Source organism: Mesorhizobium sp. M1396, assembly GCF_040317725.1.
Classification (GTDB): Bacteria; Pseudomonadota; Alphaproteobacteria; order Rhizobiales; family Rhizobiaceae; genus Mesorhizobium.
Map to the genome: position 1 here is coordinate 161,655 of NZ_JAMYLA010000003.1, position 24,060 is coordinate 185,714.

Sequence of the window (24,060 nt, forward strand, 5' to 3'; positions counted from 1 at the left end):
TTATTTGACCAGCTATGACGCCAGATGCCGCTACGGTAATGTGCGGGTGGGCTAAAGTGAATTTATTTTCATTCCAGGCGGGGAAAAAATGCGAAATCATGTTTCAGGCAAGCTTCTTGCCACGGTTGCGGCGTCTGCCGCCTCGGTGACGTCGATCGGCGTGGTTGCAGCCCATGCGGCTGATGCACAGGTTACCGACCCGGCCGTGGTCGATTCCCGCATCAAGATCGCGTTTGAAGGCGCGGTCTATCAGTCCAATGTCGACAAGGTCGGCGACACCAGCGACAAGCTGGGCAGCGGCAGCGACTTTGGCGATCTCTATGGGTCGGTAGCGCTGACCAAACAGATTTCTCCGGATGTCGACTGGCGCATCGCCGGCGCTTTTCACGCCGGACAGGATAATGACTTCAATCTGGACGCGACGGTACCCGGTGGTGTTGTCGGTCTATCGTTCGGCAACAGCTACAATTTTCAGACGCTGGATTTTGATGTCGGCAAACACGTCCAGGTGCAGAGCGCCGACATTCGCTTCTTCGGCGGCGTGCGCTTGCTGCACTCCAAGGAGGAATTGAATTTCAACGTGAGCGCAACGCCGGATGATCCAACCGACAAGGGCGGCAATGTCGACAAGCTCGGCTCATCGGAATTCTATGGCATTGGTCCGCGCCTCGGCGCCGAAGTCTATTATCCGCTCAGCGAGACATGGGGGCTCACCGGAGCGGTTTCCGGCTCGGCCATGTGGGGCCGCCGGACGGACAAGATCAGCTTCCACGTACATGAGGACGATCCGAGCGATCCTACGCCCGATCCAGATGTCGACGTCAGCGAAAGTGAGCATTCCAGCGAGGTCGTGACGAATGTCGACCTTTCCGGCGGCGTGACCTTCAAGCCGTGGGAGAACACCACGTTCACCGCTGGCTATCGAGTTGAGCAGTGGCACAATCTTCTTCTTCTCTCCGACAAGAGCACCCAGACGTTCCACGGGCCGTTCCTGCGCCTCGAAGTCAAGATGTAGCCCAGCGGTTCGGGCTATCGAACTCGGACTGCAGCGTCGAATGGATTGCAATTGACTGAACTGGACGTGGTGTTTGAATCCAAGGTTGCGGTAAACGGCAACGTCAAACTGCACTACACGGCGGCGGGCTCTGGCCCGCCGATTGTGTTTTTGCACGGTTTTCCGGATCACGGGATGGGATGGCGACGACAGCTGCAGGCGCTTTGCGGGCGTTATCGCGTGATCGCGCCGGACCTGCGGGGCTTCGGACAAAGCGATGCGCCGCAAGGATACGGCAACTATGTGTTGGCAAACCTGGTCAACGACGTGCTGGCCGTTCTCGCAGCCGAAAAGCTAACCCAGGCCGCGATTGTCGGCCACGATTGGGGCGCCATTATCGCCTGGTGGGTGGCCATACGCGTGCCGCAGGTCGTGCGCCATCTCATTTTGTTGTCTACGCCGCACCCGCGCAATCATCTGCGCGCTGTCGCCGATCCGGCCAATGCCGAGATCACGGAATATATACGTCGCTTCCAGGTGCCGGGCGCAGCCCAGATGCTGGATATCGACGAACTCACAGCCTGGGTGGCCGATCCGCAGGACAGGCAGGCCCTGGTCGACTCGCTCAGGCGATCCGATCCCGAGGCGATGCTCGGCTATTACAGAGCCAACATACCGCTTGGTAAGGTGACCGATGTCGGACCACTGCCTCTCGTCAAGGCGCCGACCCTTGTGCTGTTCGGCACCGACGATCCCTATGTTCCGGTCAATGCTTTCGATGGCACGTTTCGCGAGGTCGATAATGTGACCGCACTGGTGGCGTTGCCTGGCGCCGGTCACTTCATCCACCATCAGGCAGCCAGGTTCGTCACCGAGCAGATCGAAGCGTGGGTGGAGCGCCCGCCTTCCAGCTTCCGCCACTTTGGTTAGGTGCGTCGCGAGAGCACGAAACGGTCGAATGTAGCTTGCCTAGCTTGCCGGCATCGGGCCAAAACGTATGCGGAAGCGCCGGTTTTCGCGGCCTTTCTTCTCGATCTTGCCGATGTGGATTTCACCGACTTCGCCGGTGCTCTTCACATGGGTGCCGCCGCAGGGCTGGCTGTCCACCGAAGCGTTGTCGCCGATACAGACCAGGCGGATATTGCCGGTGCCGACCGGGGGCCGGACGTTCTTGGATTTCACCAGGCCGGGGTTGGCGGCCAATTCCTCGTCGCTGATCAATCTGGTGAAGATGGGGTGGTCGGCCCGCACCAGGTCCATCAGGCTCGCCGTGACGTCATCCCTGGAGAAGCTGGCATCCGGCATGTCGAAATCGACGCGGCTGTCGTCCTCGGAAACCGCGGCACCCGTGATCGGAAATGGACAGACGACCGTGAGCAGATGGCAGGCGGCATGCATGCGCATCAAAAGATGCCGCCGCTCCCAGTCGATCGCCAGCCCCACTTTCTCACCGATCCGTGGCGCCGCCTGTTCCGGCGCCGGCACATGGATGATCTCGTCCTTGGTCTCGCCGGTAATGGTGGCGGCAATGGCGATGCGGCTGCCGTCGCCGCGCTCGAGATGACCCATATCGCCCGGTTGACCGCCCGACGTGGCGTAGAAGATCGTCCGATCGAGAATGATGGCGCCGCGATCGTTGATGGCAACGACCGTCGCGTCCGCCGTGCGCAGATAGGCGTCGTCGCGAAACAGGGCATCCGTCCTGTACGCCATCAGGCGACTTTCTCGAACGGCACCGAAATTGTGCTGCGCTGCTCCATCCAGCCGGGCACCGGCAGCTGCTTCCCGCGCAGGAATTCCGGATTGAACAGCTTCGACTGATAGCGTGTGCCGTAATCGCAGAGAATGGTCACGATGGTGTGGCCGGGGCCCAATTCCCGAGCCAGACGGATCGCGCCGGCAATATTGATGCCGGTCGAGCCGCCGACGCAAAGGCCTTCTTCCTGGATGAGGTCGAAGACGATCGGCAGCGCATCCTCGTCGGGGATCTGGAATGAAAAATCCGGCGTGAAGCCTTCGAGATTGGCGGTGATGCGCCCCTGCCCGATGCCTTCGGTGATCGAGCTGCCTTCGGACTTCAGCTCGCCGCTGGTGTAGAAGGAGTAAAGCGAGGCTCCCAGCGGATCGGCGAGCGCGATCTTTACATCCTTGCGTTTCGCCTTCAGCCCGAAGGCGACGCCGGCTAGCGTTCCGCCCGAACCGACCGCCGAGACAAAGCCGTCGACCTTGCCACCGGTCTGGCTCCAGATCTCCTCCGCCGTGGTGCGGATATGGCCGTCGCGGTTGGCGACATTGTCGAACTGATTGGCCCAAATGGCGCCGTTCGGCTCCGTGCCCGCCATCTGCTCGGCCAGCCGGCCCGATAGTTTCACGTAATTGTTGGGGTTCTTGTAAGGCACCGCGGGCACCTCGATCAGTTCGGCGCCGAGCAGTTTGATCGTGTCCTTCTTTTCCTGGCTCTGCGTGTCCGGAATGACGATGACGGTGCGGTAGCCGAGCGCCTTGGCGACCAGCGTCAATCCGATGCCGGTGTTGCCTGCCGTTCCCTCGACGATCACACCGCCGGGCTTCAGCAGCCCGCGCTGCTCGGCGTCACGGATGATGAACAGGCCCGCGCGATCCTTGACCGATTGGCCCGGATTCATGAATTCGGCCTTGCCCAGGATCTCGCAGCCGGTTTGCTCAGAAGCTTTGTTGAGGCGGATCAGAGGCGTGTTGCCGATCGCGTCGATCACAGAACGGGGCATTCAGGATTCCTTGTGTAGGTGCGCCGAACCCTAGAAACCCGAAGCTTCGGTTTCAAGGCAAGAATTTGTCTGGTCCAGTCGCATTTGCGGTACTGTTGTTGCACCAACGCTTCCCGAGACCGATCTCTTGCGCCACTGTTCATTTTCCAGCTGAGGTTGAAAAGCAGCTTTTCATTCGATTTCTTCATCGCTAGAGCAATTCCAGGAAAAGTGTGAAACGGTTTTCCCGGGAAAAGCGCACAGCGCTTTCCCTTGGGAATTGCGTCAAAACAAAGAGATAGAGCGGTTCGCCGTTTCCTTGAAACGGTGAATTGCTCTAGAGCAAAGCACCAACAAGTCGACAGGGCGCAGCATGACACTCTACCGGGCCAACCCGAAGCACGGCGTCGCCTGGATCACGGGCGGCAGCAGCGGCATCGGCCGTTCGCTGGCCAGGGATCTTGCATCCCAGGGCTATGCCGTGGCGGTGACGGCGCTTGACGACGATCCGATCGACACGCTTGTCGTCGAGACCGCGCAGATGCCGGGCAGTGTCACGGCCTTTCCCTGCGACGTCACCGACGAACCGCGCATGACAAGAACCGTCGCCGCGATCGAGAAGGAACTCGGTCCCATCGTGCTCGCCATCTTCAATGCTGGAAACTACATTTCGACGCCGGGTGAAAATCTCGTCGTCAACGACTTTCGCCGGTCCTTCGAGGTCAACTATTTCGGCATCATCAATGGCCTGGTGCCCGTCATGGAACGCATGCGCGTGCGGGCACGCGGCCATGTCGTGCTGGTCGGCTCCGTCACGTCCTATTTCGGCTGGCCGACAACGGCCGCCTATGGCGGCACCAAGGCGGCAATCAACATCCTGGCCGAGTCGCTGAAGTATGATTTCGACAAGATGAACGTGCGCATCCAGGTGTTCAATCCGGGCTTCATCGACACCCCGCTGACCGAGAAGAACATGCTGCCGATGCCGGGACTGATGCCGGTCAGCCGCGCGTCGCGCCGCATGGCGCGGGGCATCAAGTCCGGCGGTTTCGAAGTCACTTTCCCGCGCCGAACAAGCTGGCCCCTGAAACTGCTCAGCGTCCTACCGAGGCCGCTGTGCAGAGGATTTATCAGCCTGATGACCAACTGGAAGGCGCGGCCGCTGCATTACGACCGCAAGCCGCCAATCGAATAGGTCGCTGGCGAAGTTGGCAGGTGCCCCCGCTTCGGGCCACCGTTTGCCTGCGGTGGCCGCCGCCATAGGTTGAGAGATTGTTTGCGTGGAGTCTGCGATGGGGCGACGGATCGTGCTTGCTGTGCTAGGCTTTGTCGCCATCCTCGCACTGGTCTTCGTGCTCGGCCCACGCGTCCCCGTCGACACCACGATCCGCTTCGATCCCTCGGTCATCGGCGACGATCCGCAGGCCTATGTGGCAAAGGTCGAAGCCGCCATTCCCGGAATCCGCGACGGGCTGGAGAAGGAGATCGTCTGGGCCAACCCGATGCTGCATGCCAGGACGCCGCTGGCGATCGTCTACATCCACGGCTTTTCCGCATCGAAAGGCGAGGTCCTGCCGCTGCCGGACGAAGTGGCCGACCAACTCGATGCCAATCTCTTCTACACCCGTCTTACCGGTCACGGGCAGGACGGCGCGGCGATGACGCAAGGCAGCATCAATGCCTGGATCAACGACTATGTGGAGGCGCTCGCCATTGGCCGGGCGATCGGCGACAAGGTGATCGTCATCTCGACTTCGACCGGCGGCTCGCTGGTCACATGGGCGGCAACGCAGCCGGGCGCATCGGACGGGGTGGCGGCGATCGCGTTCATCTCGCCGAATTTCGGCGTGAAGGCTTCGGGTGCCGAAATCCTGACCGTGCCATGGGGAAAACAGATCGCCAGGCTGGTTGCGGGCAAGGAACACATCTTCGTGCCGCGCAACGCGCTGCATGAAAAATTCTGGACCTACCGCTACCCGATCGAAGCGACCTTGCCGATGCAGGCGCTGACCGACCTTGCCTATGGCGCCCCGGTGGAGAAGGCGACCATCCCTGCTTTGTTCATCTTCTCGGATTCGGACAAAGTGGTGCGGCCCGACCGCACCCGCGAGATCGCCGGGCGCTGGGGCGCGCCGCATGAACTGGTCCCGGTCGACGACACCGGCGACCCGGACAACCACGTCATCGCCGGCGACGCGCTGTCGCCATCGACCACGGCCTTTCTGGCGCAAAGGATTGCCGTCTGGGTCGAGGCGGTGGTCAAGTAAGCGGATGAAAAAAGGGGCGACCGAAGCTTTGCTTCAGCCGCCCTTTTTGTCGGTCTCGGCAATCAGCCAGCCTGAGCCTGACTGATTGCGATACGGTCTGGCTTACGCAGCCCGCGCCGCCGGACGCTTGCCGCCGAAGCGGCGCTTATTGTTGCCTTTAAAGGCTGGCTTGGCGCCTTCCGGCTTGCGCTCGCCGGCGAAGGCCGGCTTGTCGCCGAAGCGCTTCTTGCCAAAACCGTTGCCTTTGTTCTCGCCACCGGGCCGCCTGCCGTCGCGACGACCATTGCGGTCATTGGCCGGTTCGAAGCGCTCGTTCTTTTCAGCCGGATTGCGCTGCGGATCGGGGCTGCCGAGATGGTCGGCAACGATCGGCAGCTTGGTGCGGATGATGCGCTCGACCTGGCGCAGCTTGCTGTTCTCGGAGGGATCGCAAAGCGTAATGGCGATGCCGTCCATGCCATTGCGGCCGGTGCGGCCGATGCGGTGGACATAGCTCTCCGCTTCGTCCGGCAGGTCGAAATTCACGACATGGCTGATGCCGGGGACGTCGATGCCACGCGCGGCAATGTCGGTCGCCACCAGAATGCGCACCGAACCCTCGCGGAAATCGTTCAGCGCCTTCTGGCGGGCGTTCTGCGACTTGTTGCCGTGGATGACGGCGGCCTTGAAGCCGTCGCGCTCGAGGTCCTTGGTCACCCTGTCGGCACCATGCTTGGTGCGCGAAAAGATGATGACGGACTTCATCGCTTCGTCGGCGAGCATCGTCGACAGCACCTGGCGCTTCTGCTTGGTGCGGGCAAAGACGACGCCTTGCACGATCTCGGCCGCTGCCGTGCTTTGCGGCGCGACTTCGACGCGAATCGGGTTCTTCAGCAGGCCCTTCGCCAGTTCGGCGATCTCATTGGGCATGGTCGCCGAGAACAGCACCGTCTGACGATCGGGCGCGGTCGCCTTGGCGATGCGCTTGACGTCATTGATGAAGCCCATGTCGAGCATGCGGTCGCCCTCGTCGAGCACCAGCCATTTGGTGTCGGCAAGCACGAGGTCGCCTTCACGCACAAGATCGGTCAATCGGCCGGGCGTTGCGATCAGGATGTCGACGCCGGGCGCAACCTTCTTCACCTGGCTGAAGCGCGAGACGCCGCCGAGCACGAGCGCGGTCGAGACATGCGCGCCCTTGGCGAGGATCTTGATGGTGTCCTCGATCTGCACGGCGAGTTCGCGCGTCGGCGCCAGAATCAGCGCACGCGCCGTCTTGGCGCGCCGCTTGGTGCCGAGAGCGATGATCTTCGACAGGATCGGCAGCGCGAAGGCCGCGGTCTTGCCGGACCCCGTCTGGGCGATGCCGAAAATGTCACGGCCTTCCATCTGCGGCGGGATCGCCTGTGCCTGGATAGGCTTCGGTTCGGTGAAACCGGCGTTATGGGTGGCCTTGAGCAGCGCGCCCGTAATACCCAGTGCGGCGAAACCGGTAAGTTCCGCGGTGTTGCTACCGGGCAAAGTGTTTTCGTTTGTCAAAATAATCTTCTTTCACGCGGCTTCGGCCGCAAACATCGATGGCGGCAGGGCGCAACCTGCCGTCGAACAAATTGTCATGGAACGACAAGGCGGCGGACGTTTCCGTCCGCGCGGCTGCGCTGTCGTGCCCGCGGGCATCATGCCACGGGGCTTTTCGCCGCTTTGTGATGTACCGGAAAGAGGAGCCGATATACCGGAAAGAGGGAAAACAGACGCAACCAGTCTCATTCGTCGAGAAGGCCGGAGTGTCCCGGCCCAAGCGCCTATGTCGCCGCATATGGCCCAGTTCGCCGCCAAATGCAAGGGGCGTCATGCTGCAGCGCAACAAAGGCCACGGGCGTAAGCAGCGCTTGCGCTCGCCTGCAGGCACGATTACCACGAAATGCCGCTGGCCTGGGAGGTAATCGATGAAGGACGTGCTGAAGGAACTCGAGCGCCGGCGCGAGATCGCCCGCATGGGTGGTGGCCAGGCGCGCATCGATGCCCAGCACAAGAAGGGCAAGCTTACCGCGCGCGAACGCATCGAGGTGTTTCTCGACGAGGGCTCGTTCGAGGAATTCGACATGTATGTCGAGCACCGTTCGACCGATTTCGGCATGGAGAAGACCAAGATCGCCGGCGACGGCGTGGTCACCGGCTGGGGCACGGTCAACGGCCGCCCGGTCTACCTCTTCGCCAAGGATTTCACCGTGTTCGGCGGCTCGCTGTCGGAGGCTCATGCCGAGAAGGTCATCAAGGTGCAGGAGATGGCGCTGCGCAATCGTGCGCCGATCATCGGCCTCTATGACGCGGGCGGCGCGCGCATCCAGGAAGGCGTGGCCGCGCTCGGCGGTTACGCCGAGATCTTTCAGCGCAACGTGCTGGCGTCCGGTGTCATTCCGCAGATCTCGGTGATCATGGGGCCTTGCGCCGGCGGCGACGTCTATTCGCCTGCCATGACCGACTTCATCTTCATGGTGCGCGACACCTCCTACATGTTCGTCACCGGGCCGGATGTGGTGAAAACCGTCACCAACGAGACGGTGACCGCCGAGAGCCTCGGCGGCGCCTCTGTCCATACGACGAAATCCTCCATCGCCGACGGCGCCTATGACAATGACGTCGAAGCGCTGCTGCAGATGCGCCGGCTGGTCGACCTGCTTCCGGCTTCCAACACTTCAGAGCTTCCCGAGATCGAATGCTACCAGTCGGTCACCGACCATGATTTGTCGCTCGACCGGCTCATCCCCGACAATGCCAACAAGCCTTACGACATCAAGGAACTGATCCTGAAGGTCGCCGATGAAGGCGACTTCTTCGAGATCCAGCAGAATTTCGCCAAGAACATCGTCACCGGGTTCGGACGCGTCGAGGGCCGCACGGTCGGCTTCGTCGCCAACCAGCCGATGGTGCTGGCCGGCGTGCTCGATTCGGACGCCAGCCGCAAGGCAGCGCGCTTCGTGCGCTTCTGCGACTGCTTTTCGATCCCGATCGTCACCTTCGTCGATGTTCCCGGCTTCCTGCCCGGCACGGCGCAGGAATATGGCGGGCTGATCAAGCATGGCGCCAAACTGCTGTTTGCCTATGCCGAGGCCACCGTGCCGAAGATCACCGTCATCACCCGCAAGGCCTATGGCGGCGCCTATGACGTGATGGCGTCAAAGCATCTGCGCGGCGACATGAACTATGCCTGGCCGACGGCGCAGATCGCGGTGATGGGCGCACGGGGCGCGGTCGAGATCATCTACCGCAAGGACATTGGCGACGCCGAAAAGATCGCAGCCCATACAAAGGCTTACGAGGATCGCTTCCTGTCGCCCTTCGTCGCCGCCGAGCGTGGCTATGTCGACGAGGTGATCATGCCGCACTCGACCCGCCGCCGTATTGCGCGGGCGCTCAGGATGCTGCGCAACAAGGACATGCAGAACCCCTGGAAGAAGCACGACAACATCCCGCTGTGAGGCGCGCGCACCTGTTTTCAGCGTGGAATAATCGAGCGATGCAAATTCCGCAGCTTGGAATAGTTGGGTAATCGGATGATTGGCTTGCGCTACCGCGCGTCGAAGAGTTCGCGCAGCACCGGCACCAGCGCCAGCGGCAGATCCTCGGCGATCAGACCGGGTCCGAACCGGCTGCCGGCTTCGGCGTGCAGCCACACCGCCGCGCAGGTTCCCGCGAAGGGCGGCATGCCTTGTGCGAGCAGGCCGGCAATGATGCCCGACAACACGTCGCCCGACCCGGCTGTGGCCAGCCACGGCGCGCCGTTGGAATTGATCGCCGCTTTGCCATCGGGAGCAGCGATCACCGTGTCGGCGCCCTTGTAGACGATGACGGCATTGGCGCGCTCGGCTGCCGCGCGCGCCTTGGCCAGCTTCGGCAGGGTCTCATTCCCCGCGATATCAGGGAACAGTCGGCCGAATTCACCCTCATGCGGCGTTATCACCAACGCTGGAGCGTTCGGCTGACGGGCGGCTTCGAACAATGCCTCGGATTGGTGAGCCAGCGATGTGATGGCGTCGGCGTCCAGGACAATCGCATTTGCGTGGCTTGCGGTCGCCGACGCGCGCGCACCATCCTCCAAAGCCTTGATCAGTTGCAGGGCAAAATCGCCGACCTTGGGTTTGGGGCCGAGCCCCGGTCCGAACACCAACGCTTCGGGATGGCGCGCCGTCAGGAATTCCTGCACCTCCTCGAGCGAACCCGCCTCTCGCAGCATGATCGAGGTCAGATGTGTCGCGTTCACCTGCATGGCATTGGGCGGCGACAGCACGGTGACCGCCCCTGCCCCGCTTCTCGCGGCGGCCATCGCCGACAGCCGCGCCGCGCCCGTCGCGCTGGGGCCGCCGGAAAAGACGCCGACATGGCCGCGCTTGTATTTGTGCGCGTCGACCGCCGGTGCGGGAAAATCCCGCAACCACAGGTCCGGCCCATTCTCGAAAGTCGAGACGGCTAGCTGGGCGATGATGCCGTCGCCGATGCCGATATCGGCGAGCAAGATTTCACCGCATTGCCCGCGCAAGCAGCAGGTGGCCGGGCTTTTTCCGCGCGAAGGTGACGGTGACCTCGGCGCGAAACGCCCTGCCCAATATTTCGCCGCTGGCTCCCGAGACGCCCGACGGCAGGTCGACCGCGACCACCGGCAGGTGCAGGATTGTCGCGGTATCGACAGCTTTCGCGGCATCGCCGGACAGCGGCTTGGACAGTCCGGCCCCATAGAGCGCGTCGACCACGATCGAGCCGGCCTCGGCATCAAATCCAGACAGCGGCCGCGGCTTGATCGGGCATTCCGAGGCCGCGAGCGCCGCATCGCTTTCCGGCCTCGGCGGTCCGGATGCCCAGATTGTGGTGCCGACGCCGCTGTCGGCCAGGATACGGGCGACGACGTAGCCATCACCGCCATTATTGCCGGGTCCGCACAGCACATGGACGTGCGTCGCCGAGGGATATCGCATGAGAACCTCGGCCGCGACCGCCTCACCGGCTCGGCGCATCAGGCCGATGCCGTCGACTGGACCGGCGGCAATCGTCAGCCGATCCGCCTCGCTCATTTCGGCGGGGACAAGAAGTTCGTTGCTCATGGATTGCCGATCCGCATTCGATCAAGCATTGTCCAATTTTCGATCCGAAGCAAACAAGGGGGAGTTGCCGAGATCAGGAGTCATATCGTAGGCATGAGGGCATCGCAGGCACAAGATTGCCTGAAGGATAGGCGATACGCCTAATCTTTGTGCGAACGCAGGTGCCGGCGCTGTGTAGGCTCCAACAGCCCATGCCGCTTCCGGTGTAGCGTATGACGTGAATTTGCATCCAGGTGCGGTGCGACTTTGAAATCGTATGAGAACGCTTCGAATCCGTCTAATTGGCATAGTTCGTGCTTGATGGAAGCGCAAGCGGGGGTTCACAACCCGTTTTTTTGGCAGTGGAGGCCACTTTTTACATGAAAAAGATCGAAGCGATCATCAAGCCATTCAAGCTGGACGAAGTGAAGGAAGCGCTTCAGGAGGCCGGACTGCAGGGCATTACTGTCACCGAGGCAAAGGGCTTCGGTCGTCAGAAGGGCCATACCGAGCTCTACCGCGGCGCAGAATATGTCGTCGATTTCCTGCCCAAGGTGAAAATCGAGGTCGTTCTTGGCGACGATGCGGTCGAAGGCGCGATCGAGGCCATCCGCAAGGCGGCGCAGACCGGCCGTATTGGCGACGGCAAAATCTTCGTTTCCAATATCGAGGAAGTCGTGCGAATCCGTACCGGCGAAACAGGCATGGACGCGGTCTGACCCGACCCCGCATTCTCCTAGAACGTCATCATAAAAAAACGTCATCACACAGGGATACATGACATGACGACAGCCAAAGACATCATGAAGCAGATCAAGGACAACGACGTGAAATTCGTCGACCTGCGCTTCACGGACCCGAAGGGCAAGCTGCAGCACGTGACGATGGATGTCATCGAGGTCGAGGAAGACATGTTCGCCGACGGCGTGATGTTCGACGGATCGTCGATTGCCGGTTGGAAGGCCATCAACGAGTCCGACATGGTGCTGATGCCTGATCCGGACACCGTCCACATGGACCCGTTCTTCGCCCAGTCGACCATGGTCATCCTGTGTGACATCCTCGATCCGGTTTCGGGTGAGTCCTACAATCGCGATCCGCGCGGTACGGCCAAGAAGGCCGAGGCCTACATGAAGTCGGAAGGCATCGGCGACACCGTTTTTGTCGGCCCGGAAGCCGAGTTCTTCGTCTTCGACGACGTGAAGTACAAGGCCGACCCCTACAACACCGGCTTCAAACTCGACTCCACCGAACTGCCGTCTAATGACGACACCGACTATGAGACCGGCAATCTCGGCCACCGTCCGCGCATCAAGGGCGGCTACTTCCCGGTACCGCCGATCGACAGTGCGCAGGACATGCGCTCGGAAATGCTGACCGTGCTCGCCGAGATGGGCGTGCGCGTCGAAAAGCACCACCACGAGGTGGCGGCTGCCCAACACGAACTCGGCATCAAGTTCGACGCGCTGGTGCGCAACGCCGACAAGATGCTGATCTACAAATACGTCGTGCATCAGGTTGCCAATGCCTACGGCAAGACGGCAACCTTCATGCCGAAGCCGATCTTCGGCGACAACGGCTCGGGCATGCACGTCCACATGTCGATCTGGAAGAACGGCAAGCCGACCTTCGCCGGCAATGAATATGCCGGGCTGTCGGAAACCTGCCTGTTCTACATCGGCGGCATCATCAAGCACGCCAAGGCGATCAACGCCTTCACCAATCCGCTGACCAATTCCTACAAGCGTCTGGTTCCGGGTTATGAAGCGCCGGTGCTGCTCGCCTATTCGGCGCGCAACCGCTCGGCCTCCTGCCGCATCCCGTTCGGCTCGTCGCCGAAGGCCAAGCGGGTCGAGATCCGCTTCCCCGATCCGGGCGCGAACCCCTATCTCGGCTTCGCGGCGCTGCTGATGGCCGGCCTCGACGGCATCAAGAACAAGATCCACCCCGGCCAGCCGATGGACAAGGATCTCTACGATCTGCCGCCGAAGGAACTGAAAAAGATCCCGACCGTCTGCGGGTCGCTGCGTGAAGCGCTGCAGAGCCTCGACAAGGACCGCGGCTTCCTGAAGGCCGGCGGCGTGTTCGACGACGACCAGATCGACAGCTACATCGAGCTGAAGATGGCCGAAGTGATGCGCTTCGAAATGACCCCGCATCCGGTCGAGTACGACATGTACTACTCCGTCTGAGATCCAATCTCGGACTAAGATTCAATATGATATTCAGGCCCTTGAAAGATTTTCCTCTTTCAAGGGCTTTTTGCTGCGCTCCAATACGCCGTGCCTACTGATCGGCCCGCTCTCGCGCGCGCCGACTGGGCGGCGTATCCACGCTGACTTTTCGACGATCGCGCGTGCCCGGATTCATGAGCGCGGTCCATTGGCGCGCACGGCACGTCAATCCGGTGACGTTGGCCTCAGGCACAGTAAGGTGCGATGGATGACAAGAGGATCACTGTTCGATCGCGAACATGAAGCCAGGAGCGAGCGGCGCACTGTCTCAGGCTACAGTGACCGCTCGTCCGGCGCCCCCGCCAATGCCGCCGTTCAAGAAAACCCCGCCCGTCCGAACAGCATTGCGTGACGTAACCCCAAGGCCTGCGAATACGCATGCTGCACCGCGACCTGTCAACGCCGCCATGAAGGCCGTGGATAGCCGATTTCGCAACGTGAACAGATGCTTATGGAAGGGTCTTTGCCATGAATAAGTGCTGAAAAAACGCTGTTTTCCGGGCTTTTTGACAAGTGATCGCCGGAATCGGACAGGGCGGCGACGGGGACGTAGGAGGGATTCCGACCGGCTGAATTGCCTGACTTTTTCTGGGTATGTTCTGGCGAGGATGCGATCTGCCGGCTAACGGGAAAAGAACCCGGACCCTTGGCCGGAGTTCTTGCTAGCGAGCCGGAGGGACCGTACACCGCCGCCACCACCATGATCAGCCACGTTGCCATCGGGCTCAGACGGCGGAGGGCGACGTCCAAAGAGACTTGATCGCTCTCTATAAGGAAGCAGGCCTACAGGGTGATGGTTTGCTTGTAAGGGACCAACGAAAGCGCCGGCAACCCTGAGCAAGGCAATACTACCTGCGTCGATTGGAAATGGCGTCGACCGCTCCAAAGCTCAAACAGCGCGCCAAACTTGCATCACAGAAAAGACCCCGGCTTTCGCCGGGGTCTTGGGCAGATAGTTAGTTGGATGGACTTCAGACGGTCACGGCATAAACCCTTGGTCCGCGCCGTGACGAAGGCTTAAGCCGCGGCCGAAACCTGGGCGCTTTCCGAGACCGAAGCGATCGTCTTCAGGATCTGCGAGGCGATCTGGTAGGGGTCGCCCTGCGAGTTCGGACGGCGGTCTTCCAGATAGCCCTTGTAGTCGTTGTTGATGAAGGAATGCGGCACGCGGATCGAGGCGCCGCGATCGGCGATGCCATAGCTGAACCTGTTCCACGGCGCGGTCTCGTGCTTGCCGGTCAAACGCTTGTCGTTGTCCGGTCCGTAGACGGCGATGTGATCCATCAGGTTCTTGTCGAAAGCCGCCATGAGCGCCTCGAAATAAGCCTTGCCGCCGACTTCGCGCATATAGGCCGTCGAGAAGTTGGCGTGCATGCCCGAGCCATTCCAATCGGTGTCGCCGAGCGGCTTGCAGTGGTATTCGATGTCGATGCCGTATTTCTCGGTCAGGCGCTGCATCAAATAGCGTGCCATCCACATCTGGTCGGCGGCTTTCTTGGAGCCCTTGCCGAAAATCTGGAATTCCCACTGGCCCTTGGCCACTTCGGCGTTGATGCCTTCATGGTTGATGCCGGCGGCGAGGCAGAGGTCGAGATGTTCCTCGACGATCTGGCGCGCGACGGAGCCGACATTGGAATAACCGACGCCGGTGTAGTACGGGCCCTGCGGTGCGGGATAGCCGCTCTCGGGGAAGCCGAGCGGGCGGCCATCCTTGTAGAAGAAATACTCCTGCTCGAAGCCGAACCAGGCGCCCTCGTCGTCGAGGATGGTGGCGCGCTTGTTGGAGGCATGCGGCGTCACGCCATCGGGCATCATGACTTCGCACATGACCAGCACGCCGTTGGTGCGGGCAGGATCGGGATAGACGGCGACCGGCTTCAGCACGCAATCGGAGCTGTGCCCCTCGGCCTGCTGGGTCGAGGAACCGTCGAAGCCCCACAGCGGCAGCTGCTCGAGCGTCGGGAATTCGGCGAATTCCTTGATCTGCGTCTTGCCGCGAAGGTTGGGGACCGGAGTGTATCCATCGAGCCAAATGTACTCGAGCTTGTATTTCGTCATTCTAGCCTCTCGTTGCTTGATCACCGAACCTGGATGACGCCGGCGCGCCGAGCCATCCAGCAGCCCAGCTGCCAAGTCGATAAAATGCAATTCGTGTGCCATTTCCGCTGCGCCGGGTGCGTCAAAAATGCCCGTTCATCCCGGCGATGCAGCCGAGCCGCCTAAGCAATGCGCCACGATCGACCAGAAGCAGAATCTGCTTAAATAACATGCAAATACTGATCTTTCTTTAGGCATCTTGCCTAAATGGTTCGCAGGACTTACTTTCATGAAAAGATGAATCGGCAAGGGTCCGCAGAAGAAAGGAGACAGCCAATGGAGATCACCTCAGCCCGTCCGTCGGCAAAAATCCTGATGTTCCCGATGGCAGCGCGCATGGCTGCCTCAAATTTAGGCGTGAAGGCTAAGTTCGCGGCAGAGCTTGCCTCTTTGCGCGATCATCCGCTTGATCATGGCGAGGCCTGGTACCACGAGGCTGCCATCGCGGAAGCCGAACCGCCTCGCAAAAGCTAGTCCTACAACAAGAAAAACCCGGCGCGATTGCTCGCGCCGGGTTTTCCTTTGGGCGCTTGAATTCGCCTACTCCTTGGAGTGCAGATTGGTGCCGAGCGTATCCTTCACGAAGATCATGCCGATGACCAGCGACATCGCCGCGATCACCACCGGATACCAGAGGCCATAATATATGTCGCCCTTGTAGGCACTCAGGGCAAACACCGTTGCCGGCAGCAGGCCTCCGAACCAGCCATTGCCGATGTGGTAGGGCAGCGACATGCCGGTGTAGCGAATGCGGGTCGGGAACATCTCGACCAAGATCGCCGCGATCGGCCCGTAGACCATGGTCACGAACAGGACCAGGACGAACAGGATACCGATGGTCATTGGCCAGTTGACGGCCGCCGGGTCGGCAAACATAGCGAACGCGCCGCCAGCCGGGATATTGTAGACGGTGACTTCGGGCGCACCCGCTGCTTCATCGGTGGTCAGCAGCTTGTCCTTCACCGCCTGGTCGATCGGCACAGTAGCCTTTTCACCGGCGCGGATCGCGGCAGCATCCAGCTTCAGTTCCGGGTTGGCGGCGACAAACGCGTCGAGCTTCTGGTCCGCAACCTTGATCGCCGCACGCTTCAGCGGATAGCCTCCGTCTTTCAAAGCCATGTTGACGGCTTTCACGAAGGCTGCGTCCTTGGCCTTGGCCTGATCGCCAGCGGCGACGGCGTCATAGGAAGCCACCGTCTCGTTGCCGATCTTGACCGATGCGGCTGTTCCGGCCGCAGCCGTCGACACCACGTCATAAGGAACAGAGTTCTTGGTCAGGAACGACGTTGCGATGTCACACGACGTCGTGAATTTCGCCGTGCCGACCGGATTGAACTGGAACCTGCAGTCGCCGGGTGCAGCCGTCACCGTGGCGCGGGTGCTCTGCTGCGCCGTGGCAAGCGCCGGATTGGCAGCCCAGGTCAGCGCCTTGAACAGCGGGAAGGTACAGACGATAGCCAAAGCCAGGCCAGCCATGATGATCGGCTTGCGGCCGATCTTGTCGGAGAGCCAGCCGAAGACGACGAAGAAGATCGATCCGATCGCCAGTGCGATGGCGATCATGATGTTGACCGACTGCGCGTCGACCTTGAGCACGTTGGTCAGGAAGAACAGCGCGTAGAACTGGCCGTTGTACCACACCACGGCCTGACCGGCGGTGAGGCCGAGCAGCGCCAGCAGGGCAATCCTGGCATTCTTCCATTGGCCGAAGGCTTCCGTCAGCGGCGCCTTGGAGCCCTTGCCCTCATCCTTCATGCGCTGGAAGGTCGGCGATTCGGAGAGCGAAAGCCGGATCCAGATCGAGACGCCGAGCAGCAGGAAGGAGACGATGAACGGAATACGCCAGCCCCAGGCAGCATAGCTTTCCTTGCTCAGTGAAGCCTGTACGATCAGGATCACAATCAGCGACAGGAACAGGCCGAGCGTCGCCGTCGTCTGGATCCATGAGGTGTAGTAGCCCCGCCGGTTGTCCGGGGCGTGCTCGGCGACGTAAGTGGCCGCGCCGCCATATTCGCCACCCAGCGCCAGGCCCTGCAGCATGCGCAGGATGATCAGGATCACCGGGGCGGCGATGCCCAAGGTCGCATATCCAGGCAGCAGACCGACCAGGAAGGTCGACAGGCCCATGATCGTCATGGTGACAAGGAACGTATATTTGCGGCCGACGAGGTCACCGATGCGGCCGAACAGCAGTGCACCGAACGGGCGCACCAGAAAGCCGGCGGCGAAAGCAAGCAGCGCGAAGATATTGCGCGTCGCTTCCGGAATGGTCGGACTGAAAAACGTCGAGCCGATGAACACCGCGAGCGAGCCGTAGAGATAAAAATCGTACCATTCGAAAACGGTGCCGAGCGAGGAAGCGAAGATGACCTTCTTCTCTTCCCGCGTCATGCCGCGGCTCGTTCCGCCGGCGGTCGATGCGATTGCCATTGTGTTTTCCTCCCGTGAGACCCGTTGTCCTCGAAGCTGCGCGTCAACATCCGTGTTCTCCTCCGAACGCGGACTCAGGGCAGCCATCAACGGGAAAAATGACAGAAAGTGCTGCCCAAAGGCAGCGCGTCTTTGGGATTATGACTTTGGTATTAGGTGCGTTGCGGGATGAAGCAGAGCGAGCGGCGGAGCCGTCATCCCTTGAGCGCCTCGAGCAAGCCGGCGGCAGCCATCATGTCGCGCTTGCGGGCCGAGCGGCGCGCGACGGCCTCCGCATCCTGCCCCCAATGCTCGATCTGCCAGTCCTCGTCGACATGCCCGGCAGCCCAGGCACCCTCTGCGTCGAGCGCGCCGAAATCGACAGCCAGCGCCAGCAGCGCGGAGCCGGTCAGCGAGGTCATCACATGGATGGCTGCGAGCCGCAGCGGTTCGGCCCGTTGGGCAAGATGGCTGCCCAGCACGGCGATGGTTTCGCGCGGCTGCTCGACGTGGATGATGCCCTCGGCGAGATTGAAGCGAGCCCCGAGCGTCCCCCTCGCCCAATCGAGGACCGGATCCCAATGTTCGTTCTGCCGCTCCACCAGCCCTTGCGGCACGTCGGCACGGTAGCAGAGCAGATCGGACGAGGCAAAGCGCAGAATGTCTTCCAGCACTGCCTGCGGATCGCTGGCGACGCCATCGATGGCGGTGTTCACAAGCCGCATAACCGGCATTGTCACCGGATCGATGGTCTCGCCCTGGGCGGCGAACTCATCGGCGACGAGCGCTGCCGCCGCCTCGGTCGGCAGCACCAGCAGCGCCTTACCCGGCGTGCGCACCGGCTTGCCGTCGAGATGCACGGCAAAGCCGTTCTCCACCGGCGCGACCGAGACGGTCTTGTAGAAGCGCTTAGGCAGATGCGTCTTCATTTGGATCTGGGCGCGACGCACCGGATCGGGATCGGAAAGATATTTGCCCGCTTCGAGGTCGTTGAGGATATCACGCATAGAAGGTCTCTCTCACACCGGCGTCAGCTTGCGCACCGGCCGGTTGACGATGATCAGGCCGGCGGCAATCAGGCCAAGTGCCAGGAAAATGCGCATGGTCAGCGGCTCATTCAAGAACATGGCACCGCACAAAACGCCGAAAACCGGCGACAGGAAGGTGAAACTGGACAGGCCTGACGCCGGATAGCGCCGCAGCAGCCAGAACCACAACACATAGGTGAAGGCGACGATGTAAACCGCCTGGAAAAACAAAGCCAACGTCGGCAGCACGGTCGGGTCGCGAACGGGTGGGCCGGCCAGAGGCAGCACCAATATTCCGACGATTGCAGCACCGGCGAGTTGATAAAGCAAAAGCTTTTCGGCGCTCGCCTTGACCAGTTTCGACCGCTTGATGAGGATGTTGGTCAAGGCCCAGAAAAATCCGGAGCCGAGGCTCAGGAGATCGCCGAACAGCATGTCTCCACTACCACCAAGCTTGTCGGAAAACACTGCGGCGAGGCCTGCAAAGGCCAGCAGCAGGCCGAGGAATTTCCTCAAGGTGATGTGCTCGCCGAGCAGGAAATGGCCGCCGATCAGCATCCAGAACGGCATCGTGTTGACCAGCAGCGTGTTGCGGGCGACGGTCGTATGCTCCAGACCTACATAAAGGCAAAGGAACTCGATGCCGAAAAGCGCGCCGACGGCGATGCCGGCGAGCAATGTCCCGTCGCGCGTGAACAGCGCTATGCCGCGCCACCGACACCAGGCGAAGACACACAAACCGCCGATGATCGAACGCGCGATCGACAGGAAGACGGGGTCGTAGCCGGCATAGGAGATCTTGGCGGCGACGTAGTTCAGCCCCCAGGAAAAAGTCAGGCCGACCATGATGGCGGCGGCGGCCATGTCGACCGTATCGCGGCGATCAAGCTTATCGGTGGCGAGCGCGTCGGTGGCGCCGCTCACGATCAGTCCTCCGCGCTGGCGTCGTCGAAGCCGATCAGGTTCCAACTCTGGCGCATGTGCGGCGGCATCGGCGCGGTGACGTCGATGACGCCCTTGTCCGGATGCGGAATGATAATGCGGCGCGCATGCAGATGCAGGCGGTTTTGAATGCCGCCCGGAAAATCCCAGTTGGTGTCGGCCTCGAAATATTTCGGATCGCCCAGGATCGGGCAGCCGATGTACGCGGCATGAACGCGAAGCTGGTGGGTGCGGCCGGTATAAGGCTCCATCTCCAGCCAGGTCATCGTCTGCGCCGCCTGCTCGATGATGCGGTAGTAGGACACGGCGTGGTCGGCGCCCTTTTCGCCATGCGCGGCGACACGGACGCGGTCGCCGTCCGTCGTCGGCTCCTTGATCAGCCAGGTCGAGATCTTGTCCTCGCGCTTCGGCGGCACGCCCTTGACCAGCGCCCAATACGTCTTCTTGGTCTCGCGAGCGCGAAACGCTTCAGCGAGCTTCATGGCGGCAAGGCGGGTGCGGGCGACGACCAGCACGCCCGAGGTGTCGCGGTCGAGCCGATGCACCAGGCGCGGCTTCTCGCCCTTCTGGTTGCGCCAGGCCTCCAGCATGTCGTCGACATTGCGGGTGACGCCGGAGCCGCCCTGCACGGCAAGGCCCGCCGGCTTGTTGAAGACGAAAACCTTGGGATCCTCGTGGATCAGCATCTTGGCGAGAACATCGGCATCGCCCTGGTTGCGGATCGAGTGACCGGTCAGCGCGCTCTCGCCCTTCTTGTCCACCTCGAGCGGCGGGACACGCACCATCTGGCCGGGCTCGACACGCGTGTCGGCCTTGACCCGTCCGCCATCGACACGGATCTGGCCGGAGCGCAGCAGCTTTTGCAGATGGCCGAAGCCAAGGCCCGGGAAATGGGTCTTGAACCAGCGATCGAGCCGCATGCCCGCCTCGCCGGCCTCCACCGTGATCTGTTCAACGCCTGCCATATTCTTTTCGCTTATCCGTTTTCCGGCAGGGCTCGGCCCTGCTCTCGGCGCGGCAATAGCATTATGAAACGGTTCTTGCGAGCCAAAGTCCCAGAAACAGGGCGATAATGGCGCCAATGACGCTGGCAAGCGCATATCCGAACGCCGGCAGCGTGACTCCCCGCTCCCACAGCGTCGCGAAATCGAGCGAAAAGGCTGAGAAAGTGGTGAAGCCGCCGAGGATGCCGGTGGCAACGAACAACCTGAGTTCGTTCGATCCGCCGCGACGCGCCAGGATGGCGATGAACAGGCCCATGGCGAAGGAGCCGACGATGTTGATGACCATCGTGCCCCAGGGATAGTTGGGGCCGACAAGGCGCAGCGCGCCCATGCTGGTGAGATGACGAATGCCGGCGCCGATGCCGCCACCGACCACGACGAGAAGCAGATTGAACATGACCGCTTACTGCCCGCACTGGGGTGGCTCGGTCAATCCCTTGTGTTGTGGGCGGAACCGCACAGACCAGTCGAACTGGTCACCACTCAGGTGTCGTCCAGCCTGGATATCTCTTCCTGAACTCGGCGTAGAGGGCATCTATTTCCGTTGTGCTGACCGGGCGCACCTGTTCGTAGAGATAGCCCTTGACGTCGCCGGACAACTGATATGCCGCGATGCGCCTATATGCGGCGCCGATGCCTTTGCCCTCGACAATATATTGGTCCGGTATCGTGACACAAATCTGTGCACCCGATTGCAAATGAGTGACGGGCGGGTCGGTTACGACAACATATCTGGATTTCAACGTTCCCGGCCTGAATTGATCGCGACTATCAACCTGACAAGCCCACTCGATGCGGGGGTAGAGGTCTTTATCCATTTCATACAACAGCGAGTCGCTCATGACCGAGCTGGAGGCAAATACCGAAAAACGGTCCTCGGGTTCCATTTTTTCAAGAAGGTCATCAACAAGGCGTCTGTATTCAGGAAGATTGTCGAGGTGAAGAGGGAGCGTGGCTTCCCTGGCAAAAACGTAGCTGATCGGCGACAGCAACTGCCGGCCAAGCGGAAAAAAGGTACCAAAAAACGCCAACCCAGCAGCAATGGCTATCGCAATGGCTGACCATCGCGATCTCAGCGCCGGCGTCGAAACGATCGCAACGATTGCCTGGGCATATGCAGGGAAGAGCCAGAGAAACATTGGCATTGAATGATGGCGGTCCGGATCCTGCATCCGGGTAAAGAGAAAAAAGGTGAGTGCCGAAGCGACGGCACAGAACAAGGGAAATCCGTTCCGGCGTACAACAGAGATATAAAGGCCCAGTACGATCAACAGCCAGTTCACATAGCTGAGCCGGGACCCTACCTCGTCAATCTGCGAAACGAAGTTCGTCTTGTACCCGCTGTAAAGATCGCCGTAGCTGGTTCCCAGAATCTTGAGGATCAGAAGTTGCTGGAACGCCAATGCGGCTCCGGCAACAACGAGAATCGCACACAAGCCCCCTATGACGGCATTCCGGAGTGCCGGAAAATTCCGGTCTTTTGCGACCTGCAACAAGCAGAAGAAGGCAGCGGAAATTCCGAGCCCTATAACCGAATAGGCATACCAGCGGCGTAGCACGAACGCCAACCACAGGCAGATGCCAACGCGTATTCCGCTGGTCACCGGTTCATGGGTCAGGAACTTCGATTTCCAAAGAAAATAGGTTGCCGCAGAAAGCGCGAGGCAGCCGGCAATGTCAGGCAACCCACGAAACGTCGCCGCCCAAAACGGCGTGTAGAGAAAGGCCGCAATCCAGACAGTGAGCCAGCTTCGCGATGAAGAGGTCCCGGTGGCCGCCTCCAGATAGCTCATTTTGCCTATGAAAAGAGCGGTCGGAACCAAGTAAGCCGCGACTATCCCGGCGATGTATGAAAGCCTCGAACCGCCGAAAACCATGTGAAACGGCATCAGCGGCACCAAAATTGCCGCGCTGTAATCATCCGTTGCGATTGAGGTCCGCAATTGGCTGAGCCACTGGAGAGGGCTGTCGGCCAAGAGCGCGCCCTGCCGATTAAACGTGTCGAAATAGGCAGTGAAGTCCCAATAATAGACAGGCTCTTCAAGACTTACATAAATGGCTGCAAGGGCAATTCCCAGCAGAACGGTGCATAGATACGTTCTTGCCAAAACTCCGAGAGAGCTGTTCTTCGTCACTTGAGGCCGCCAGGAGGAGAAGAGGGAGAACTGTCGAAGCCAAAGGCCCGGGACTATCGTTTACGCAGCCAAGAGCCGTTCCGGCGCATCAGTGGCCCGCAAGATGGCCAGGTCTCACACATGCAGGGCGATCCGATGCTGCCGACAGAGCCGGCAGCATCGATGATCTCAAGCTCAGGTCGTCTCGGTCTTCTTCGGCTTGGTCGAACCGATCATCTTCCAGTTCTTGTAGAACATGGAATTGATGCGCTCGACGCTCACCGAGACGATGGCGAGCATGGCCGCGATCAGGCCGGGAACCGGGGATGGACGGATGATGTCCATGAACACGCAGTAGCGGCGGCCGTCATACTCGTTGACCGAGCGATGCAGCAGCGTGTCGTCGAAGATGAACAGCGGATTGTCGTACCAGTAGTTCTTGACGTTGCCGCACTCGATGAAAATCTCGGATTCCACCGGAATCAGATTGTAAAGGATGCGCAGGCTGAGCCGCAGCGGGCCGAAGTGCCAGGAGGTCGACTCGCGCTTGCTGAAGACGGAAACGGCGATGGTCTTGATGTATTTGAAATCCTTGTTGAACTCGGCGACGTTGTCGATCTTGTGCTTGCCGTACCACTGGTAGACATACATGCCGCGCCGGCCGGCGCCGAAATTGGCGTCGATATCGGCGATGATCTCGTCCTTGCGTGCCTTGAAAATGTCCAGGACCTCATTGACCTCGCGCTGATAGTCGGCGGGAAACTGCTCCAGCTTCCAGACGCCTGGATTTCTGTAGCACAGCAGGTCCACCAGCAGATTGAACGGCGAAAGCAGCCAGGTGAACAGGCCGTTGCCGAGGAAGTAGCCGCTGAAAAGCGACAGATCCTTGCGATCGTTACGCAGCACGTCGATCAGGCCGCAAACGATGAAGATCGTCGTCAGGATGGGAATGAAATAGAAGCCAAGGGCGAGAAGCGGGATGGCAATTGCGAATTTGCGTAGGGATTTGCGAAGGGTTTTTGTCATTTTTCCACGCGCGACGCGCGATCCTGTTGCGAATGAGGTGCCCAAATCACGGCAACGACCACCGCCCGGTCGTGCGCCTTGATAAGGTTTTTTGGGTTACCACACAACGGCCCCTGCTATCGCGGCCGGCTGGCTGCCTTGTGAAGCCTGCCACTATCGGTCAAC

Annotated in this window: 19 protein-coding genes and 1 pseudogene; 8 read left to right on the top strand and 12 right to left on the bottom strand. The window is 60.9% G+C overall.

Going from position 1 to position 24,060, the window contains the following annotated elements:
* The first annotated feature begins 88 nt into the window (after positions 1–88).
* Both NKH02_RS03400 and NKH02_RS03405 read left to right on the top strand, forming a co-directional pair.
* The gene (locus NKH02_RS03400) at positions 89–1,015 is read left to right on the top strand and encodes an Lpg1974 family pore-forming outer membrane protein (protein WP_352876374.1); all 927 of its coding nucleotides are present in this window, start codon (positions 89–91) and stop codon (positions 1,013–1,015) included.
* Between the two features lie 51 nt (positions 1,016–1,066).
* Positions 1,067–1,924: an alpha/beta fold hydrolase gene (locus tag NKH02_RS03405; protein WP_352876377.1), complete on the top strand. Its 858-nt coding sequence runs from the start codon at positions 1,067–1,069 to the stop codon at positions 1,922–1,924.
* A 39-nt stretch (positions 1,925–1,963) separates the two neighbouring features.
* On the opposite strand, the gene NKH02_RS03410 is transcribed toward NKH02_RS03405, so the two are convergent.
* Both NKH02_RS03410 and NKH02_RS03415 read right to left on the bottom strand, forming a co-directional pair.
* Positions 1,964–2,707, bottom strand: a complete 744-nt coding sequence (locus NKH02_RS03410; RefSeq protein ID WP_352876380.1) for an alanyl-tRNA editing protein — start codon at positions 2,705–2,707, stop codon at positions 1,964–1,966.
* Entirely contained in the window at positions 2,707–3,741 is a 1,035-nt protein-coding gene (locus tag NKH02_RS03415) for a cysteine synthase A (RefSeq protein WP_352876383.1), read from the bottom strand. Before NKH02_RS03415 ends, NKH02_RS03410 begins: the two co-directional genes overlap by 1 nt.
* A gap of 352 nt (positions 3,742–4,093) precedes the next feature.
* On the opposite strand from NKH02_RS03415, the gene NKH02_RS03420 reads away from it, so the two are divergent.
* Together NKH02_RS03420 and NKH02_RS03425 are read left to right on the top strand one after the other, a co-directional pair.
* A complete protein-coding gene (locus tag NKH02_RS03420) occupies positions 4,094–4,915 on the top strand; it encodes an SDR family oxidoreductase (protein ID WP_352868344.1) in 822 nt (273 codons plus the stop codon).
* Between the two features lie 97 nt (positions 4,916–5,012).
* The gene (locus NKH02_RS03425) at positions 5,013–5,987 is read left to right on the top strand and encodes an alpha/beta hydrolase (RefSeq protein ID WP_352876386.1); all 975 of its coding nucleotides are present in this window, start codon (positions 5,013–5,015) and stop codon (positions 5,985–5,987) included.
* 102 nt (positions 5,988–6,089) lie between these two features.
* Here the strand turns inward: NKH02_RS03425 and NKH02_RS03430 are convergent, their stop codons facing one another.
* Entirely contained in the window at positions 6,090–7,505 is a 1,416-nt protein-coding gene (locus NKH02_RS03430) for a DEAD/DEAH box helicase (protein WP_352868339.1), read from the bottom strand.
* Between the two features lie 407 nt (positions 7,506–7,912).
* Here NKH02_RS03430 and NKH02_RS03435 point away from each other — a divergent pair, with 407 nt between their 5' ends.
* Positions 7,913–9,445 (top strand): acyl-CoA carboxylase subunit beta, encoded by a 1,533-nt coding sequence (locus NKH02_RS03435; RefSeq protein WP_013531455.1) that lies wholly within the window; start codon positions 7,913–7,915, stop codon positions 9,443–9,445.
* 89 nt (positions 9,446–9,534) lie between these two features.
* Here the strand turns inward: NKH02_RS03435 and NKH02_RS03440 are convergent.
* Positions 9,535–11,062: pseudogene (locus tag NKH02_RS03440) on the bottom strand (NAD(P)H-hydrate dehydratase).
* Between the two features lie 359 nt (positions 11,063–11,421).
* On the opposite strand from NKH02_RS03440, the gene NKH02_RS03445 reads away from it, so the two are divergent.
* Both NKH02_RS03445 and glnA read left to right on the top strand, forming a co-directional pair.
* Positions 11,422–11,760: a P-II family nitrogen regulator gene (locus NKH02_RS03445; protein WP_006205430.1), complete on the top strand. Its 339-nt coding sequence runs from the start codon at positions 11,422–11,424 to the stop codon at positions 11,758–11,760.
* 63 nt (positions 11,761–11,823) lie between these two features.
* Positions 11,824–13,233, top strand: a complete 1,410-nt coding sequence (gene glnA, locus NKH02_RS03450) for a type I glutamate--ammonia ligase (RefSeq protein ID WP_352868332.1) — start codon at positions 11,824–11,826, stop codon at positions 13,231–13,233.
* A gap of 1,059 nt (positions 13,234–14,292) precedes the next feature.
* Here the strand turns inward: glnA and NKH02_RS03455 are convergent.
* On the bottom strand, positions 14,293–15,333 hold the full coding sequence (locus NKH02_RS03455; protein ID WP_352868330.1) for a glutamine synthetase beta-grasp domain-containing protein: 1,041 nt from the start codon (positions 15,331–15,333) through the stop codon (positions 14,293–14,295).
* A 315-nt stretch (positions 15,334–15,648) separates the two neighbouring features.
* Between NKH02_RS03455 and NKH02_RS03460 the strand changes: the two genes are divergently transcribed.
* Complete coding sequence (locus tag NKH02_RS03460; protein WP_352868329.1) at positions 15,649–15,846, top strand: DUF2735 domain-containing protein; 198 nt, start codon at positions 15,649–15,651, stop codon at positions 15,844–15,846.
* 66 nt (positions 15,847–15,912) lie between these two features.
* Here NKH02_RS03460 and NKH02_RS03465 read toward each other — a convergent pair whose 3' ends face one another.
* From NKH02_RS03465 to NKH02_RS03495, 7 genes are all read right to left on the bottom strand, one after another.
* On the bottom strand, positions 15,913–17,802 hold the full coding sequence (locus NKH02_RS03465) for an MFS transporter (protein WP_352876389.1): 1,890 nt from the start codon (positions 17,800–17,802) through the stop codon (positions 15,913–15,915).
* A 194-nt stretch (positions 17,803–17,996) separates the two neighbouring features.
* Positions 17,997–18,788, bottom strand: a complete 792-nt coding sequence (locus NKH02_RS03470; protein WP_352868325.1) for an ATP12 family chaperone protein — start codon at positions 18,786–18,788, stop codon at positions 17,997–17,999.
* Positions 18,789–18,800: 12 nt separating this feature from the next.
* Positions 18,801–19,673 carry a DMT family transporter gene (locus NKH02_RS03475; protein ID WP_352876414.1) on the bottom strand — a complete coding sequence of 291 codons (873 nt, stop codon included), beginning with the start codon at positions 19,671–19,673 and terminating at the stop codon, positions 18,801–18,803.
* Between the two features lie 62 nt (positions 19,674–19,735).
* The gene (locus NKH02_RS03480) at positions 19,736–20,716 is read right to left on the bottom strand and encodes an RluA family pseudouridine synthase (RefSeq protein WP_352876392.1); all 981 of its coding nucleotides are present in this window, start codon (positions 20,714–20,716) and stop codon (positions 19,736–19,738) included.
* Between the two features lie 61 nt (positions 20,717–20,777).
* The gene (gene crcB, locus NKH02_RS03485; RefSeq protein WP_352876395.1) at positions 20,778–21,152 is read right to left on the bottom strand and encodes a fluoride efflux transporter CrcB; all 375 of its coding nucleotides are present in this window, start codon (positions 21,150–21,152) and stop codon (positions 20,778–20,780) included.
* A 79-nt stretch (positions 21,153–21,231) separates the two neighbouring features.
* A complete protein-coding gene (locus NKH02_RS03490; protein WP_352876397.1) occupies positions 21,232–22,890 on the bottom strand; it encodes a hypothetical protein in 1,659 nt (552 codons plus the stop codon).
* Between the two features lie 174 nt (positions 22,891–23,064).
* Positions 23,065–23,895: an aspartyl/asparaginyl beta-hydroxylase domain-containing protein gene (locus tag NKH02_RS03495; RefSeq protein WP_352868319.1), complete on the bottom strand. Its 831-nt coding sequence runs from the start codon at positions 23,893–23,895 to the stop codon at positions 23,065–23,067.
* Positions 23,896–24,060 lie beyond the last annotated feature (165 nt).